Source organism: Ruegeria profundi (genome assembly GCF_049800715.1).
Taxonomy (GTDB): domain Bacteria; phylum Pseudomonadota; class Alphaproteobacteria; order Rhodobacterales; family Rhodobacteraceae; genus Ruegeria; species Ruegeria profundi_A.
Genome location: NZ_JBNAFO010000006.1, coordinates 227,392 through 240,840 on the forward strand (window position 1 = coordinate 227,392; position 13,449 = coordinate 240,840).

The 13,449-nt window shown below is 59.5% G+C and carries 14 protein-coding genes; 5 read left to right on the forward strand and 9 right to left on the reverse strand.

Annotated elements, in window-relative coordinates:
- Nucleotides 1-2 precede the first annotated feature (2 nt).
- The 5 genes from ACP15L_RS12300 to ACP15L_RS12320 all read right to left on the reverse strand — a co-directional run bounded on the left by ACP15L_RS12300 (nt 3) and on the right by ACP15L_RS12320 (nt 4,784).
- Complete coding sequence (locus tag ACP15L_RS12300) at nt 3-1,373, reverse strand: glutamate--cysteine ligase (RefSeq protein WP_425084372.1); 1,371 nt, start codon at nt 1,371-1,373, stop codon at nt 3-5.
- A 65-nt stretch (nt 1,374-1,438) separates the two neighbouring features.
- The gene (locus tag ACP15L_RS12305; protein ID WP_170481003.1) at nt 1,439-1,966 is read right to left on the reverse strand and encodes a hypothetical protein; all 528 of its coding nucleotides are present in this window, start codon (nt 1,964-1,966) and stop codon (nt 1,439-1,441) included.
- Between the two features lie 104 nt (nt 1,967-2,070).
- A complete protein-coding gene (locus tag ACP15L_RS12310; protein ID WP_425084373.1) occupies nt 2,071-2,268 on the reverse strand; it encodes a hypothetical protein in 198 nt (65 codons plus the stop codon).
- Between the two features lie 7 nt (nt 2,269-2,275).
- On the reverse strand, nt 2,276-3,592 hold the full coding sequence (locus ACP15L_RS12315; RefSeq protein WP_425084374.1) for a TolC family protein: 1,317 nt from the start codon (nt 3,590-3,592) through the stop codon (nt 2,276-2,278).
- 466 nt (nt 3,593-4,058) lie between these two features.
- Nucleotides 4,059-4,784, reverse strand: a complete 726-nt coding sequence (locus tag ACP15L_RS12320; RefSeq protein ID WP_425084375.1) for a 16S rRNA (uracil(1498)-N(3))-methyltransferase — start codon at nt 4,782-4,784, stop codon at nt 4,059-4,061.
- Between the two features lie 12 nt (nt 4,785-4,796).
- On the opposite strand from ACP15L_RS12320, the gene ubiA reads away from it, so the two are divergent.
- The 4 genes from ubiA (at nt 4,797) to ACP15L_RS12340 (ending at nt 8,924) form a co-directional block, all read left to right on the forward strand.
- A complete protein-coding gene (gene ubiA / locus ACP15L_RS12325) occupies nt 4,797-5,759 on the forward strand; it encodes a 4-hydroxybenzoate octaprenyltransferase (RefSeq protein WP_425084376.1) in 963 nt (320 codons plus the stop codon).
- A gap of 64 nt (nt 5,760-5,823) precedes the next feature.
- Nucleotides 5,824-7,758 (forward strand): OmpA family protein, encoded by a 1,935-nt coding sequence (locus ACP15L_RS12330; RefSeq protein ID WP_425084377.1) that lies wholly within the window; start codon nt 5,824-5,826, stop codon nt 7,756-7,758.
- Between the two features lies 1 nt (nt 7,759).
- Complete coding sequence (locus ACP15L_RS12335) at nt 7,760-8,080, forward strand: hypothetical protein (RefSeq protein WP_170379160.1); 321 nt, start codon at nt 7,760-7,762, stop codon at nt 8,078-8,080.
- Between the two features lie 313 nt (nt 8,081-8,393).
- Nucleotides 8,394-8,924, forward strand: coding sequence for a hypothetical protein (locus ACP15L_RS12340; protein ID WP_425084378.1), 531 nt, complete (start codon nt 8,394-8,396; stop codon nt 8,922-8,924).
- A gap of 48 nt (nt 8,925-8,972) precedes the next feature.
- Here the strand turns inward: ACP15L_RS12340 and ACP15L_RS12345 are convergent, their stop codons facing one another.
- Genes ACP15L_RS12345 through pgsA form a run of 3 tightly spaced genes read right to left on the reverse strand, consistent with a single transcriptional unit; the run spans nt 8,973 to nt 10,335 of the window.
- Complete coding sequence (locus ACP15L_RS12345) at nt 8,973-9,416, reverse strand: molybdopterin synthase catalytic subunit (protein WP_170553826.1); 444 nt, start codon at nt 9,414-9,416, stop codon at nt 8,973-8,975.
- Nucleotide 9,417: 1 nt separating this feature from the next.
- On the reverse strand, nt 9,418-9,663 hold the full coding sequence (gene moaD / locus ACP15L_RS12350; protein ID WP_170553829.1) for a molybdopterin converting factor subunit 1: 246 nt from the start codon (nt 9,661-9,663) through the stop codon (nt 9,418-9,420).
- 3 nt (nt 9,664-9,666) lie between these two features.
- The gene (pgsA, locus tag ACP15L_RS12355; protein ID WP_170553832.1) at nt 9,667-10,335 is read right to left on the reverse strand and encodes a CDP-diacylglycerol--glycerol-3-phosphate 3-phosphatidyltransferase; all 669 of its coding nucleotides are present in this window, start codon (nt 10,333-10,335) and stop codon (nt 9,667-9,669) included.
- Nucleotides 10,336-10,518: 183 nt separating this feature from the next.
- Between pgsA and ACP15L_RS12360 the strand changes: the two genes are divergently transcribed.
- A complete protein-coding gene (locus ACP15L_RS12360) occupies nt 10,519-11,403 on the forward strand; it encodes a DMT family transporter (RefSeq protein ID WP_170553835.1) in 885 nt (294 codons plus the stop codon).
- On the opposite strand, the gene uvrC is transcribed toward ACP15L_RS12360, so the two are convergent.
- Nucleotides 11,400-13,274, reverse strand: coding sequence for an excinuclease ABC subunit UvrC (gene uvrC / locus ACP15L_RS12365; protein WP_425084379.1), 1,875 nt, complete (start codon nt 13,272-13,274; stop codon nt 11,400-11,402). The two genes, ACP15L_RS12360 and uvrC, sit on opposite strands and share 4 nt — an antisense overlap.
- Between the last annotated feature and the right edge of the window lie 175 nt (nt 13,275-13,449).

Below are 13,449 nucleotides of genomic sequence, written 5' to 3' on the forward strand. Positions count from 1 at the left end.
GATCAATAGCTGTATTCGGGGAAAATCCGGGTCAGGTCGCCGTTCCAGTCGCCATCGTAGTGTTCCAGCAACTCATCGGCAGGCACCTTGCCGGTGTCGATGCTTTCCTTCAACGCGTTCAGGAAATGCGTTTCATCCGGGACCAGACCGCCAGCACCGGGGAAAGCACGGGCTTTCAGACCAGCCTCAGAGATCGCCACGACCTCACGCGCCAGATCGTGCATGTTGATGTCCCCGACTTGGGCCTGCAGCCCGTTGACCGCGGCCTGAACACGCAGTCCCTCGCGGGTTTCAGCATCCCAGCCTTTAACCAGATCCCACGCCGCATCCAGCGCGGTTTGGTCATATGTCAGGCCGACCCAGAAGGCAGGCAGCGCACACAGACGACGCCATGGGCCACCATCGGCGCCGCGCATTTCCATGAATTTCTTGATCCGCGCTTCGGGGAAGGCCGTGGTCAGATGGTCAGCCCAATCGGACAGGGTCGGTGTCTCACCCGGCAGAGCGGGCAGCTCGCCCTTCAGGAAGTCGCGGAAGGACATGCCCAGCGCGTTGATATACTGGCCGTCGCGATAGACGAAATACATCGGCACATCGAGCGCGTATTGCACGTAGCGCTCGAACCCGAAGCCCTCTTCGAACACGAAAGGCAGCATGCCGGTGCGCGCATCGTCCAGATGCCGCCAGATGTGGCTGCGCCAACTTTTCTGGCCGTTCACCTTGCCCTCAAAGAACGGGGAGTTCGCGAACAGCGCCGTCGCCACCGGTTGCAGCGCCAGCGCAACGCGCAGTTTCTGCACCATGTCGGCCTCGGATCCGAAGTCGATATTGACCTGAACCGTGCAGGTCCGGCGCATCATGGCGCGGCCCATGGTGCCAACTTCTTCCATGTAGTCGTTCATCAGCCGATAGCGCCCCTTGGGCATCAGCGGCATCTCTTCATGGGTCCAGATCGGAGCCGCGCCCAGACCGATGAACCCCACGCCGATCTCATCGGCGATATCCTTCACCTCGCGTAGGTGGGTGTTCACCTCATCGCATGTCTCGTGGATCGTCTCGAGCGGAGCGCCTGACAATTCCAACGCGCCGCCGGGTTCAAGGCTGACATTTGCGCCGTCTTTTTCTAGCCCGATCAGATGGCCCGCTTCACGCACCTCGGCCCAGCCATGGCGGTCGCGCAGCCCCTCAAGCACCGCAACGATGGAACGTTTGCCCTCGAATGGCAGCGGTTTGAGGGTGTCTTTGCAATAGCCGAACTTCTCATGCTCGGTCCCGATACGCCAATCGGCCTTGGGCTTGCAGCCCGATTCCAGATATTCGGCCAATTGCTCGTGGCGCTCGATCGGACCGCCGCCGGACTGAGGGATGGACATGAACCGATCTCCGATCCTGATGTGTCTGTCTTATCGGTCAGTCCTGAGCGCAAACCGCGCCAGTGTCAATGCAGCCTAAGGTGGGCCGGGCGAGAGGAGGTTTTTTCCCAGATCACCACCGGATGGCGTGACCCGCCGTGGAGTTCGGCCAGCATCTGTTGCGTTTTCAAACCAGGGAGCGCCGAGAACACATCAAACAGCGCCTCGGCCCCTTCTGCATTCACAGGAATGTGAAGCGTAGGTTGCCCCGGTTGGTCCAACACCCAGTGCGCCGGGCTTGAAGTCGGATCAAGCGCGAGTCGCTCGATCTCGCGCGTTGCCACCATGCCGCCATCCAGCGGGCCAAGATAGGTGATCTGCCCCTCATCGACGCTGACGACGCCCTGCCCGCCTGCCCCGGTCCGAAATCGGGCACGCTGCACGCCGATCACGGTCAGAGCGACTGCGACGGCCACCAGTACCCAGCCCAGAACGCCCAGCAGACCGCCGGGTCCACTGACCCAGCTGAGGCCCAGAACCAAAACAAAACCGGCAGCGACAACCTCGCGCCAGCGCCACAGGGCCAATTTGGCTTCGGGTCGAATGAAACTCATGTCGGTGTTCCTGTTTCGGCGCTTGGACGTGTTGGGCAATCCCCAGCCCCTCTCAAAATCGGGCCGAGCGGCGCATAGTTCAAGGGGGTGCTTCGTTTCCCGACCTAATCACGGAAAGCGCGGTCTTTGACGCGGATCAGCGGTTTCGTCAGATACTCCAGCACTGTCTTCGGCTCAGACAGCATATCGACCTGCGCGACCATGCCCGGGATCACGTCCGGCTTTCGCCCAGCCCGTGGCCCAACCGCTCTTTCAAAAAGCTGAAGATGTGTGATCAGAGGGTCTGTGGCGGTTAGTGTCATGGGGATATCACAAGGTTGGGTCAGTTGGTTGTGCAACGCCCAGCGCATCCAGAATATCACCTGTCACCGCAAGCACCGCATATTCAGCCCGACGCGCCTGTGCCTCAAGCTGGATCACCCGGACCTGAGCCAGGTTCAGCTCGCGCAGAGCATCCAGAATCTGCACGATGGTCGAACGCCCGATGTTGAACTGCCCCCGCGCCGCATCAAGTGCCTGTTCGTTGATCTCAACCGCTCGGCGGGCCGTCGCAAGACGCCGCTGGATCGAGTTCGTCTCTTCCAGAGCCTGAGACAGATTGCGCTGCAATTCGCGGCGCAGCTCTTCCGCATCGGCCTCACTTTGCTGGAGGTTGGCCCTTGCCGTTTCCACATTGGCGCGGGCCGAGCCACCCTGATAGATCGGGACATTCACGCCCAGACGGGCCTGCGCCCCATTGTCGATACTGCCTTCGTTAAAGTCGGTCTCTAGGATCGCGGACAAGGTTGGGCGCGTCGCGCGCTCGGCCACGACAACCTCTTGCTGGCGCACCTCACTGACGGCAACCTGTGTGCGCAGACGTGGGCTGCGTTCGACCATGGCCTGCGAGGTCGTGCCCGCCAGAACCGGGGCCGGAGGGATGGTTGGAATGGCGCTAGGGCGGCTGCCGAACACTTCGATCCAAGTGGCGGTTGCCAGTTCGACATTCGTTTCGGCCTGAGCCAGCTCCGTCTCGGCATTAGATTGGCGGCCTTGACCCGCCAGCAAATCTGCCACCGATCCGGCACCGGCATCGAACCGGGATTGCAGATCGCTGACCAGTGCCTCTGTGCGTTCCAGGTTCTGCCGAGCCTGAACTTCAAGACGACGGTTGCGGTCAAGGTCAATGATGGCCTCGATCGCCTCAAAGCTTTGGGCGCTTAGCTCGGACAGTTCGCTCAACCAGGTCTGGCGCGCCTCGATCTGGCGAAGCCCGACACGGCTCGAGACCTTGCCGCCGTCATAGATGATCTGGCTTAGGCGTAAGATCGGAACCGTATCCCCGTCGGACGTCAGAGAGGTTTCGGCGTTCAGCTGGGGCCGGAACGCGCCCCTTTCAGCCTCGATCCGGGATTGCGAGGCCAGAACATTGGCGGTTCCCGCTGCAGTCGTCGGAGAGGTGGCAACGGATCTGCGCACCAGCTCGGCAAATTCCGTGCGCGCGACACTACTATTCAGGTTGCTTCGCGCCGCCACAGGCTGCGCGGCGGGTTCGGCCGCAGGGTCAAACGACTGCGTGCCCTGCAAATCCTTACTGCACCCCGCCAAAACGACTAAGGTCATCACAACCGACAACCAAGTTTTCATGGTGCCAATGCTCCTGGTTTCAATTCAACTTTGAATAGCAAAAAATCGGTTAAAGGATTCTTAAGAACTGTTGGAACAGCTCAGTGTCCCGGCTGACCGGTTCACCTATCTCGCCAACACAAGCTGGGTCCTTCCAGTTGCGAAAGATGTGACAATTCACGATACGACGAACTGAAAACGGAAAACCTCAGCAGAAACTGACAGAGGCTTAGGACTGCTACGTCGCCCTGCAGCAAAACAAGACTGCGATAATCCAGTGTCTCTTCGGCGGCCAAAACTATCTAATTGACCCAAGGGCACATAGTCCGCTAAGCCATTGTCGAAAAGACGCCACCAGCGCGAACAAACGCTGTCCTAAGCGAAAGACTGCGGCTTGGTTGAAAGCATTCGAACCTTTCGTATGGAAAGAACCTATTTTTGAGTGGTGTAGCTAAGACAGAAATTTGTCACTCCTTGCAGGAGCGCTTCAGAACCAATCCCCCAAGGCCTGCTGCCACATGGTCAGCGCGGCTACCGCCGCTGTATCAGCACGCAGAATGCGCGGGCCGAGGCTGACCACGTGCGAAAAGGGCAGTGCAGTCAAACGCGCGCGCTCTTGGTCCGAAAACCCGCCTTCGGGGCCGATCAGAATGGCCCAGGGTTGGCCTTTTTCCTGCGCGGCCAGCCGCAGGGCTGAACCAACCTCGGCCTCATTGCAGAACATCAACTGCCGATCCTGAGGCCAATCCTCCAGCACGCGGTCCAGTTTTTGCAGATCCGCGACCTCGGGCACAAAAGTACCGCCGCATTGTTCGGCGGCCTCGACCACATGTGCCTGAAGCCGGTCCTGCCGGATACGCTCGGAGTTTGTGTACTCTGTCTGCACAGGTAGAATGCGCGCGGCCCCCATTTCTGCGGCCTTCTCGACAATGAAATCAGTGCGCGCCTTCTTGATCGGCGCGAACAGGAACCACAAATCCGGCGGCAATTGCAAAGGCTTGGTCTGCTGCAAGCAGGACAGAACGCCGCCGCGCTTGCCCGCCTCAGAGACTTCGGCCAGCCATTCCCCATCCCGGCCATTGAACAGCGCAATCTGCTCGCCGACGGATTGCCGCATCACACCGAACAGGTAATGCGCCTGCTCACGCGTCAAAGGAACCGATTGCCCCTGACCCAAGGGCTGCTCTACATACAGTCTGATCTTCGCACTCATGAGACCCTACATATGCAAGGCAATGCTCCAACACCAGACGGTCAGGTCGCTGATGCTGTCACCGGCAATTGGGTGGACACTCGCGCGCCCGCCTTCACCCGCCCCTACCTGAGGTTGAGCCGGGCGGATCGGCCCATCGGAACGTGGCTGTTGCTGATCCCTTGCTGGTGGGGGCTGGCGCTGGCGATCCTCAGCGATGGCACAGCGCGGCTGGAGGATGCATGGATCGCGATCGGCTGTGCTATTGGAGCCTTTTTGATGCGCGGCGCGGGATGTACGTGGAATGACATCACCGACCGCCATTTCGACGCGCAGGTCGAACGCACAAAATCCCGCCCGATCCCCTCGGGTCAGGTCAGCGTGCGACAAGCCGTGATCTGGATGGGTCTGCAGGCGCTGATATCGCTGGGGATTCTGCTCAGCTTTAATACTGGAGCTATCCTCATGGGAGTCCTGTCGCTGGTGCCGGTTGCCCTCTATCCCTTTGCCAAACGCTTTACGTGGTGGCCGCAGGTGTTTCTGGGGCTAGCCTTCAACTGGGGTGCGCTGCTGGCCTGGGTTGCCCATACTGGTTCGCTGGGCTGGCCAGCGGTGATGCTGTATCTGGCGGGTATCGCGTGGACGCTGTTCTACGACACGATCTATGCGCATCAGGATACCGAGGACGACGCGTTGATCGGCGTCAAATCCACCGCGCGGTTGTTCGGGGCGGATACGGCCAGATGGCTGAAGTATTTTCTGATCGCCACAGTCTCGCTGATGGGGTTGGCGATCATCGATGCGGGCGTGCCGGAGTCGCCGTTCTGGATTGTCACGATTGCATTGGGCGGGCCATGGGCCATGGGCTGGCACATGTTGTGGCAGCTGCGCAATTTGAACATCGATGACAATACCAAATTGCTGATGCTGTTCCGGTCGAACCGGGATACCGGCCTAATTCCGCTGATCTTCCTCTGCGTCGCGCTGCTGCTCTGATTGCACCTGCGCGCCGGGGCCTGTAAAACCCCGCCCAAACGCCCGAGGAGTCTGAAGCCCGCATATGCGTCTGCCCTATTTTGTAGCTGTTTGTCTGATCTTCCTTGTCTCTGCAGGTCTGTCCCTTTTGGCTGCGGGCTTTGCCGTGACAAAGGTCGAAGACGCCTCGGAATTCGCCGTCCGACGTGCACTGGACCTGAAAGGTCACAACTGGGCCGAGGTCGAATCCGACGGCCTGCGCGTCATACTCACGGGCACCGCGCCGGATGAGGCGATCCGCTTCAATGCCCTGACCGCTGCTGGGACCGAGGTCGACACTTCTCGCGTCATTGATGAGATGGACGTAGCCGCCACATCAGCACTGGCCGCCCCCAGGTTTTCCGTAGAAATCCTGCGCAATGACAGCGGTGTCTCGGTAATCGGCCTGATCCCGGCCAGCGAGGACCGCGAGTCCCTTATGGACGGGTTACAGGCGCTGGACAGCGACCATTCCGTCTCAGATCTGGTCGAAACCGCCGACTACCCGAAACCCGATGGCTGGGATGATGCGCTGGCCTATGCCGTGCTGGCCCTGTCCGATCTGCCGCGCGCCAAGATATCGGCCAGTCCCGGCCTTGTCCGGATCACTGCGATTGCCAACAGCCAGCAGGAAAAAGAGCGGTTGGAGCAGGACCTGACCCGCGCCGCGCCGCCAAGTGTTCGGATCGGTCTGTCCATATCAGCCCCGCGCCCGGTGATCACGCCCTTCACTCTGCGCTACCTGATTGACGAGGCCGGAGGGCAGTTTGACGCCTGTTCTGCCCAGGATGAAGACGCCCGCGATCAGATCATCGCAGCGGCAGAGGAAGCCGGTCTTGCCGGACCCTCGTTCTGTACCATTGGTCTGGGTGTACCCTCCCCCCGCTGGGCAGAAGCCGCAGAAAAGAGCATCAACGCGCTTGCTGAAATCGGGCAAGGATCGGTGACAATGTCGGATGCGGATATCACTCTGGTCGCAGCTCAAGGCACGAACCCGGCGCTGTTCGACCGCGTCGTGGGTGAGCTGGAAAACGCCCTACCCGAGGTGTTCGCCCTGCATGCCGTTCTGCCCGAACCCGAAGTAGCGGATGAGACCGGACCCATCGAGTTCTCTGCAACCCGCAGCCCTGAGGGCCTGATCCAATTGCGCGGCCGCGTCGGTGACGACGTTCTGCGCGACATGGTCGACAGCTACGCCCGCGCGGCGTTTGGGTCCGACAATGTCTATACCGCGACCCGCATCACCTCGGACCTTCCTATGGATTGGCCCGTGCGCGTTCTGGCCGGGCTTGAGGCCCTGTCACAACTGCATAACGGCGCACTGACCGTAACGCCTGAGCTGGTTGACCTGAACGGCATCAGCCACGATGAAGAGGCCAAGGCCCGGATCGCGGGTCTGCTGTCGGACAAGCTGGGTGATGCGCAGAACTTCACCCTGTCGATCACCTATGTCGCCCCGCCCGAACCCGAAGACGCCCTGCCCGATCCTGAACTCTGTGAAGAAGGTATCGCTGAAATTCAGGCGGCCAGCAAAATCGCGTTCGAGCCGGGCTCGGCCACCATCGCTGCGGAGTCGCGCGATACGGTCAATCAGATCGCCGATATCTTGCGTGATTGCGGCCCGATCCGGATGGAAATTCAGGGCCATACCGACAGTCAGGGCCGTGAAGAGATGAACCAGCAGCTCAGCCAGGCGCGGGCGCAGTCAATCCTGAACGAGCTGCGAGGACGGCGCATTCCGACTTCAAGCTATACAGCCGTCGGCTATGGCGAAACACAGCCAATCGCCGACAATGACACCGAAGAGGGCCGCGAAGAAAACCGCCGGATTGAGTTCCGCCTGATCCGGCCGGAACCCACCGAGGCCTCGGAAACCGGCCTCGAGGCGCTTGAGACCGGGGCGGAAGACGAGACCGAGACGTCCGCATCAGAAGACCAGACCGAGACGACCGCGCCGGATGCGGAAGCAGAGGACCAGTAATTTGAACAGAGTAGAATTCATCATAGCCACCGCCGTCATCCTGTTCGCGGCTTTCTGCATGGGATGGTTTGCTAATTGGCTGGCCCATCGCCTGTCCCGCGTGCGCCAAAGTGACGTCGCCGATCTGGACCGTATGAGCCAGGAACTGCACGAGGCCGAGGAAACCCGCGATCAGGCCATCACCTATCTGCAACAGCGCGAGGCCGAGCTGACCAACCAGCTGACCCAAACCGAGGCAGAACTGGCCGCTGCCATGGACGGCCTCCGCGCCGCCCGGCAAGAGGCCGAAGAAATGCGCGGACGCATCAACAACGCGGACTAATACGACCCCCTGAGTCTTTTTCTCGCGCTCCGTTCAGACGACCAAACGGGAGCATTCGCCGCCGTGGGAGTTAGTGATGGCGTTTCGGATTTTTCCTGAGTCATCCGGCAACACGAACGTCCCAAGACTGCTGAAAGCGCGGCAGAGTCTTCGCATCCCGGGCTAAACCCAATGCGCCTGCGCGGCTTGGGTCGGCGGGTTTTAGCCGATCTGACTCCGGTTTCTTTAGTTTTTCAACAAATTCAACATAATGAATGAGTGTGTTTTTGCCTGCACACAGAATTGTCCTTTTTCTGTAAAACTGGAGTCTATCATGAATTTCCAAGTTACTTTGAAAACCGCCGCTACCCTTGCCGCATTTGGCACAACTGCCGCCTTCGCCTCGAGCGATGTGATCCCTTCCGAGAATGACACGTTTTCGAAATGGGGCGAGGAATCCGGTTGGACCATCTATGTGGATGATACCCGCGGCTCATGCCTCATTGAGCGTGTCGACGAAAATAACAACGTCGTACAAATGGGCCTGACCAAGGATCAGGAAATGGGATACCTGGGTGTCTTCACTCAGAATGACATTGGCCTGAAAGGCAAGAAGGAAAACATCATCCTGTCACTGGACGGCAATGTCTACGAAGCCAAAGCCTACAAGAAGACCAAGCATCTCGCGGAAGGGTATACAGGAGGCTACATTCTGGCCAACAACCCGCAATTCGTTGAGGACGTCATGAAAAAGTACGACATGACAGTCTTCCCGGAAAAAGAGAGCGGGTTTACCGTAAGTCTTGATGGTACCTTGAAAGCGATCGAGGCGGCGCGGACCTGCAATACGGAACAGAATAGCTAAGCTATCCCGTTTGGCCCGGCACTTGGAAACGGGTGCCGGAGCCGACCTCTACCACCGCGTCAGCGCGTCTTCGTCTTCGTCCTTGGCGGCCACCCATTCGGCACCTGACTTGGTGATCTCTTTCTTCCAGAACGGTGCACGGGATTTCAGGTAGTCCATCAGAAATTCTGCCGCTTCGAACGCATCCTTGCGATGCGGTGCGGCTGTCGCGACCATCATGATCCGGTCGCCCGGAGCCAGCCTGCCGTGGCGGTGGATTACCAGAACATTGCCCAAAGACCAACGCTGCTTGGCCTCTTCCGCGATCTTGGTCAGCGCGCGTTCGGTCATGCCGGGGTAATGTTCGATCTCCATCACATCCAGATCGCCCGAGGCCAGATCGCGCACGACACCCGTAAAGGTCACGATCGCCCCGTTGGCGTCGTCGCCCGCTGCAAAAGCGTTGGCTTCGGTCCCCAGATCAAACGCCTCTTCCTGAACCGCGATCCGCATCTCAGCCGCCCGTCATCGGCGGGAAGAACGCAACCTCACGCACACCGTCCAGAGGGGCGTCAAAATCGGACAGCTCCTGATCCAAGGCCACCCGAAGCGCTGAAAGATCAGCAAAGGCCGCGGCATAGCGATCCTCGCGTGCGCTGAGTTCGGCTACCAGATCGGACACGGTCGCAGCTTGTGTTTCGACCTTTTCTTTCGGCAGGCCGATGCGTTCGCGAACCCAGGCGAAATACAGCACGTCCATCGGTTAGCTCTCCTTCAGATGCGGCATGGCTTTACGTAGGTAGTCATAGCCGCTGATCAATGTCAGCGTGGCGGCAATCCACAGCAGCCACAGGCCAATGCGTCCTGACCAGAACGTCCCCTCAAGGTGCCAGCGGATGTTGTTGATATCCTCAGCCTCTCCGGTCAAGACCTGATCTATAATCGTGGGATCCATGCCGAAGGTCGCCATGACGAAGTTGTGCTCAAAAATCCCCTGCGAGAACAGTATGGCGATGGCAAACATCTGGGCCGTGGTCTTCCACTTGGCCAGCTTCGTCACCTTGAGCGTTCCGGCAACATCACCCAGATATTCACGCAGGCCTGAGACGAATACTTCGCGAAACAGGATCACGGTGGCCGGCAGCACTAGCCACGGGGTCCAATGCTCGGTCGAATAGCCAACAAGGATCATCAGCGCGATCACCACCATGGCTTTGTCGGCAATCGGATCCAGCATCGCGCCCATCTTGGTTTCCTGCTTCCAAGCCCGCGCCAGATAGCCATCGAACCAGTCGGTGATCGCGGCGGACATGAACAGGATCAGGGCAAACCAGTCCGCATAGGGACGGGTGAAATACAAAAACATCACAGCCAGACCGGGCGCGGCCAGCAGGCGGAGCAAGGTCAGGATATTGGGCAAGTTCCACTTCATGAACCGACACTACATCGCCGCCCAAGGACAGAAAAGACAGACAAATGAAAAACTGACCCGTTCACAGAGGGTTGTGGGGGAAAAAGTCAAAGGGTCGCAACCAGGAACTCTCGGCCAGATACAGCTTGGCCCGCGGCGGCTTTGCGGTCAGATTGGCGCACGGCCCAGCAGCGACGGAAGACCATGACCGCACATATTCGAACCGACCCCCGATCAAACCTCATCGGAAGCGCATGGATGATCGCGGGCATGGCACTTTTCGCGCTCGAGGATGCGCTGTTGAAAGGCGCCTCGGCGCATTTGCCGATCTGGCAGATCCTGATCCTGTTCGGTGCCGGTGGCGCGATCATCTTTGCCGCTGTCGCCCTGCTGCGTGGCGCCAGCTTGTTGCATCGGGATGTGCTGTCACGGCCCATGAAAGTGCGCGTTCTGTTCGAGATTCTAGGACGGATGTTCTACGTGCTGGCGATCACGCTTACACCTCTGTCTGCGGCGACCGTGATCCTGCAGGCGACCCCTCTGGTCGTGGTGGCAGGTGCCGCGTTGTTTTTCGGCGAAACTGTCGGCTGGCGACGGTGGAGCGCGATTCTGGTTGGTCTGATTGGCGTCGTGGTCATCATTCAACCGACCGGAGACAGCTTCTCGGCCCTGTCGATCCTGGCTGTTCTGGGTATGCTTGGCTTCGCCGGGCGTGATCTGGCCAGCCGCGCCGCCCCCGCGACACTGGGGACCGAGGTCTTGGGCTTCTACGGCTTCCTCTGCATCATCGTCGCCGGTCTGGCCTATCAGTTCTGGGAAGGGGTGCCGATGGCTCCGCTGGACCTGAACGCCAGCCTGCACGTTGGCGGAGCGATCCTGATGGGCACGGCCGCCTATGCCTCGCTCATGAAAGCCATGCGAACGGGTGAGGTCTCGGCCGTTACGCCGTTCCGCTATTCCCGCCTGCTGTTTGGCGTCGGGCTGGGCGTGGTGATGTTTGGCGAAACACTGGATCAGACTATGTGGATCGGCAGCGCACTGATCGTGGCCTCGGGGCTGTATATCCTGTGGCGCGGCCGAAAGGCCTAGCCCTTGTCGTGGAAGAAATCATAGACCTTCTGCGCCAACCCGGCCGAGATCCCCTCGACCGCTTTCAGATCCGCAAGATTGGCCCGGCTGACCGCCTTGGCACTTCCGAAATGAGTGAGCAGAGCACGTTTGCGAGCGGCCCCTACACCGGGGATTTCATCCAGTGGCGTCGCGCCCACGGCCTTGGTCCGTTTCGCGCGGTGGGTACCGATGGCAAATCGGTGCGCCTCATCCCTCAAGCGCTGGATGAAATACAGCACGGGGTCGTTACGCTTCAGGGCAAAAGCACGCTGACCGATCCGGTGGAATTCCTCTTTGCCGTGATCCCGATCAACGCCCTTGGCGACGCCGACCATTGGGATGTCTTCGACGCCATGCTCGACCATGATCTCATGCACGGCACTCACCTGCCCGGCCCCGCCGTCGATCAGCAGGAGATCGGGCCACATGCCCTTTTCACGATCCGGGTCTTCCTTTTGCAGGCGGGTGAAGCGGCGGGTCAGCACCTCTTTCATCATCCCGAAGTCATCGCCGGGCGTCAGATCATCACCGCGAATGTTGAACTTGCGATAGGCGTTTTTCATGAAGCCCTCGGGGCCAGCGACGATCATGCCGCCGACTGCATTGGCGCCCTGAATGTGAGAGTTGTCGTAGACCTCGATCCGACCCGGCGGATTGTCGAGATCAAATGCCTCAGCCACACCACGCAGCAGCTTGGCCTGCGTCGCACTTTCAGACATGCGACGGGCCAGAGATTCACGCGCGTTGCGCAGGGCCCCGGCGACCAGTTCCTGTTTCTCACCGCGCTGGGGCACGAGGATTTCCACCTTGCGTCCGGCTTTCTCAGTCAGCGCTTGTTCCATCAGGTCAGCGTTTTCGATCCCGTCCGACAGGATCAGTTGACGCGGTGGTTCCTTGTTGTCGTAGAACTGGCCGAGGAACGCCTCCATCACCTCAGCCGGGGACACATCCGCACCGACGCGAGGGTAGAAATCCTTGTTCCCCCAGTTCTGGTTCGCGCGGATGAAGAACACCTGCACACAGGCCTGCCCGCTATCCATATAAAGGCCAATCACATCCGCCTCGGTCACGCCGCGCGGGTTAATGCCTTGACTGGTTTGAACCTGCGTCAGCGCACGAATACGATCCCGCAGGCCGGCGGCACGTTCGAACTCCATCGCCTCCGAGGCGGCCATCATCTGTTCGGCCAACTCCTCCTGCACCTTGGTGGACCGGCCCGAGAGGAAGCGTTCGGCATCCTTGACGCTTTCGCGGTAGTCACCCTCGGAAATCAAACCGACACATGGTCCCGAACACCGCTTGATCTGATAGAGAAGACAGGGGCGCGTGCGGCTGTCGAACATGGAATCCGAGCAATTGCGCAGAAGGAATGCTTTTTGCAGCTGGTTCAGCGTCCGGTTCACTGCACCTGCGCTGGCAAATGGGCCGAAATACGCGCCCTTCTCTTTCTTGGCACCGCGATGCTTTTTGATCTGAGGATAAGCATGATCCTTGGCGACCAGAATGTTCGGGAAACTCTTATCGTCGCGCAGCAGCACGTTGTACTTGGGCTTGAGCTGCTTGATCAGGTTCTGCTCCAGCAGCAGCGCCTCGGTCTCGGTCCTTGTGGTCAGGAACATCATCGAGGCGGTCGAGGCGATCATTTTCTCGATCCGTCCCGAATGCCCCGGGCGCGTGTAGTTCGACACCCGCGCTTTAAGGTTCCGCGCCTTGCCCACATACAAAACCCGACTGTCCGCATCCAACATCCGATACACACCGGGCGAGCTGTCCAGCGTTTTCACATAGCGCTGGATGCAGGCATAACCGGTGGGCTGAAGCTCGGGTGTCGATTCGTCCTGGGTTGTCATGGGCCTGAGATATGATTCTCTGTCTATGGCTGCAATCTTGGGCGCTTCAGTTCAAGAGAAAACAAATCCACGGTTTCTGTGGATAAGTATGAAGATAAGTTTCCGTGAGCGTAGAATCTTCCTTGTTTCCTTGCTTATTCGTCAATTTGCACAAAAAACAGGCATATACTTAAGT

Bases quoted from the DNA above. Each gene is read 5' to 3' on its own strand.
- ACP15L_RS12340 (WP_425084378.1), top strand. From the start codon at position 8,394: ATGAATTTCCAAGTTACTTTGAAAACCGCCGCTACCCTTGCCGCATTT.
- moaD (WP_170553829.1), bottom strand. From the start codon at position 9,663: ATGGACGTGCTGTATTTCGCCTGGGTTCGCGAACGCATCGGCCTGCCG.
- ACP15L_RS12310 (WP_425084373.1), bottom strand. From the start codon at position 2,268: ATGACACTAACCGCCACAGACCCTCTGATCACACATCTTCAGCTTTTT.
- ACP15L_RS12315 (WP_425084374.1), bottom strand. From the start codon at position 3,592: ATGAAAACTTGGTTGTCGGTTGTGATGACCTTAGTCGTTTTGGCGGGG.
- ACP15L_RS12305 (WP_170481003.1), bottom strand. From the start codon at position 1,966: ATGAGTTTCATTCGACCCGAAGCCAAATTGGCCCTGTGGCGCTGGCGC.
- pgsA (WP_170553832.1), bottom strand. From the start codon at position 10,335: ATGAAGTGGAACTTGCCCAATATCCTGACCTTGCTCCGCCTGCTGGCC.
- ACP15L_RS12345 (WP_170553826.1), bottom strand. From the start codon at position 9,416: ATGCGGATCGCGGTTCAGGAAGAGGCGTTTGATCTGGGGACCGAAGCC.
- ACP15L_RS12330 (WP_425084377.1), top strand. From the start codon at position 5,824: ATGCGTCTGCCCTATTTTGTAGCTGTTTGTCTGATCTTCCTTGTCTCT.
- ACP15L_RS12360 (WP_170553835.1), top strand. From the start codon at position 10,519: ATGACCGCACATATTCGAACCGACCCCCGATCAAACCTCATCGGAAGC.
- ACP15L_RS12300 (WP_425084372.1), bottom strand. From the start codon at position 1,373: ATGTCCATCCCTCAGTCCGGCGGCGGTCCGATCGAGCGCCACGAGCAA.
- ubiA (WP_425084376.1), top strand. From the start codon at position 4,797: ATGCAAGGCAATGCTCCAACACCAGACGGTCAGGTCGCTGATGCTGTC.
- uvrC (WP_425084379.1), bottom strand. From the start codon at position 13,274: ATGACAACCCAGGACGAATCGACACCCGAGCTTCAGCCCACCGGTTAT.
- ACP15L_RS12320 (WP_425084375.1), bottom strand. From the start codon at position 4,784: ATGAGTGCGAAGATCAGACTGTATGTAGAGCAGCCCTTGGGTCAGGGG.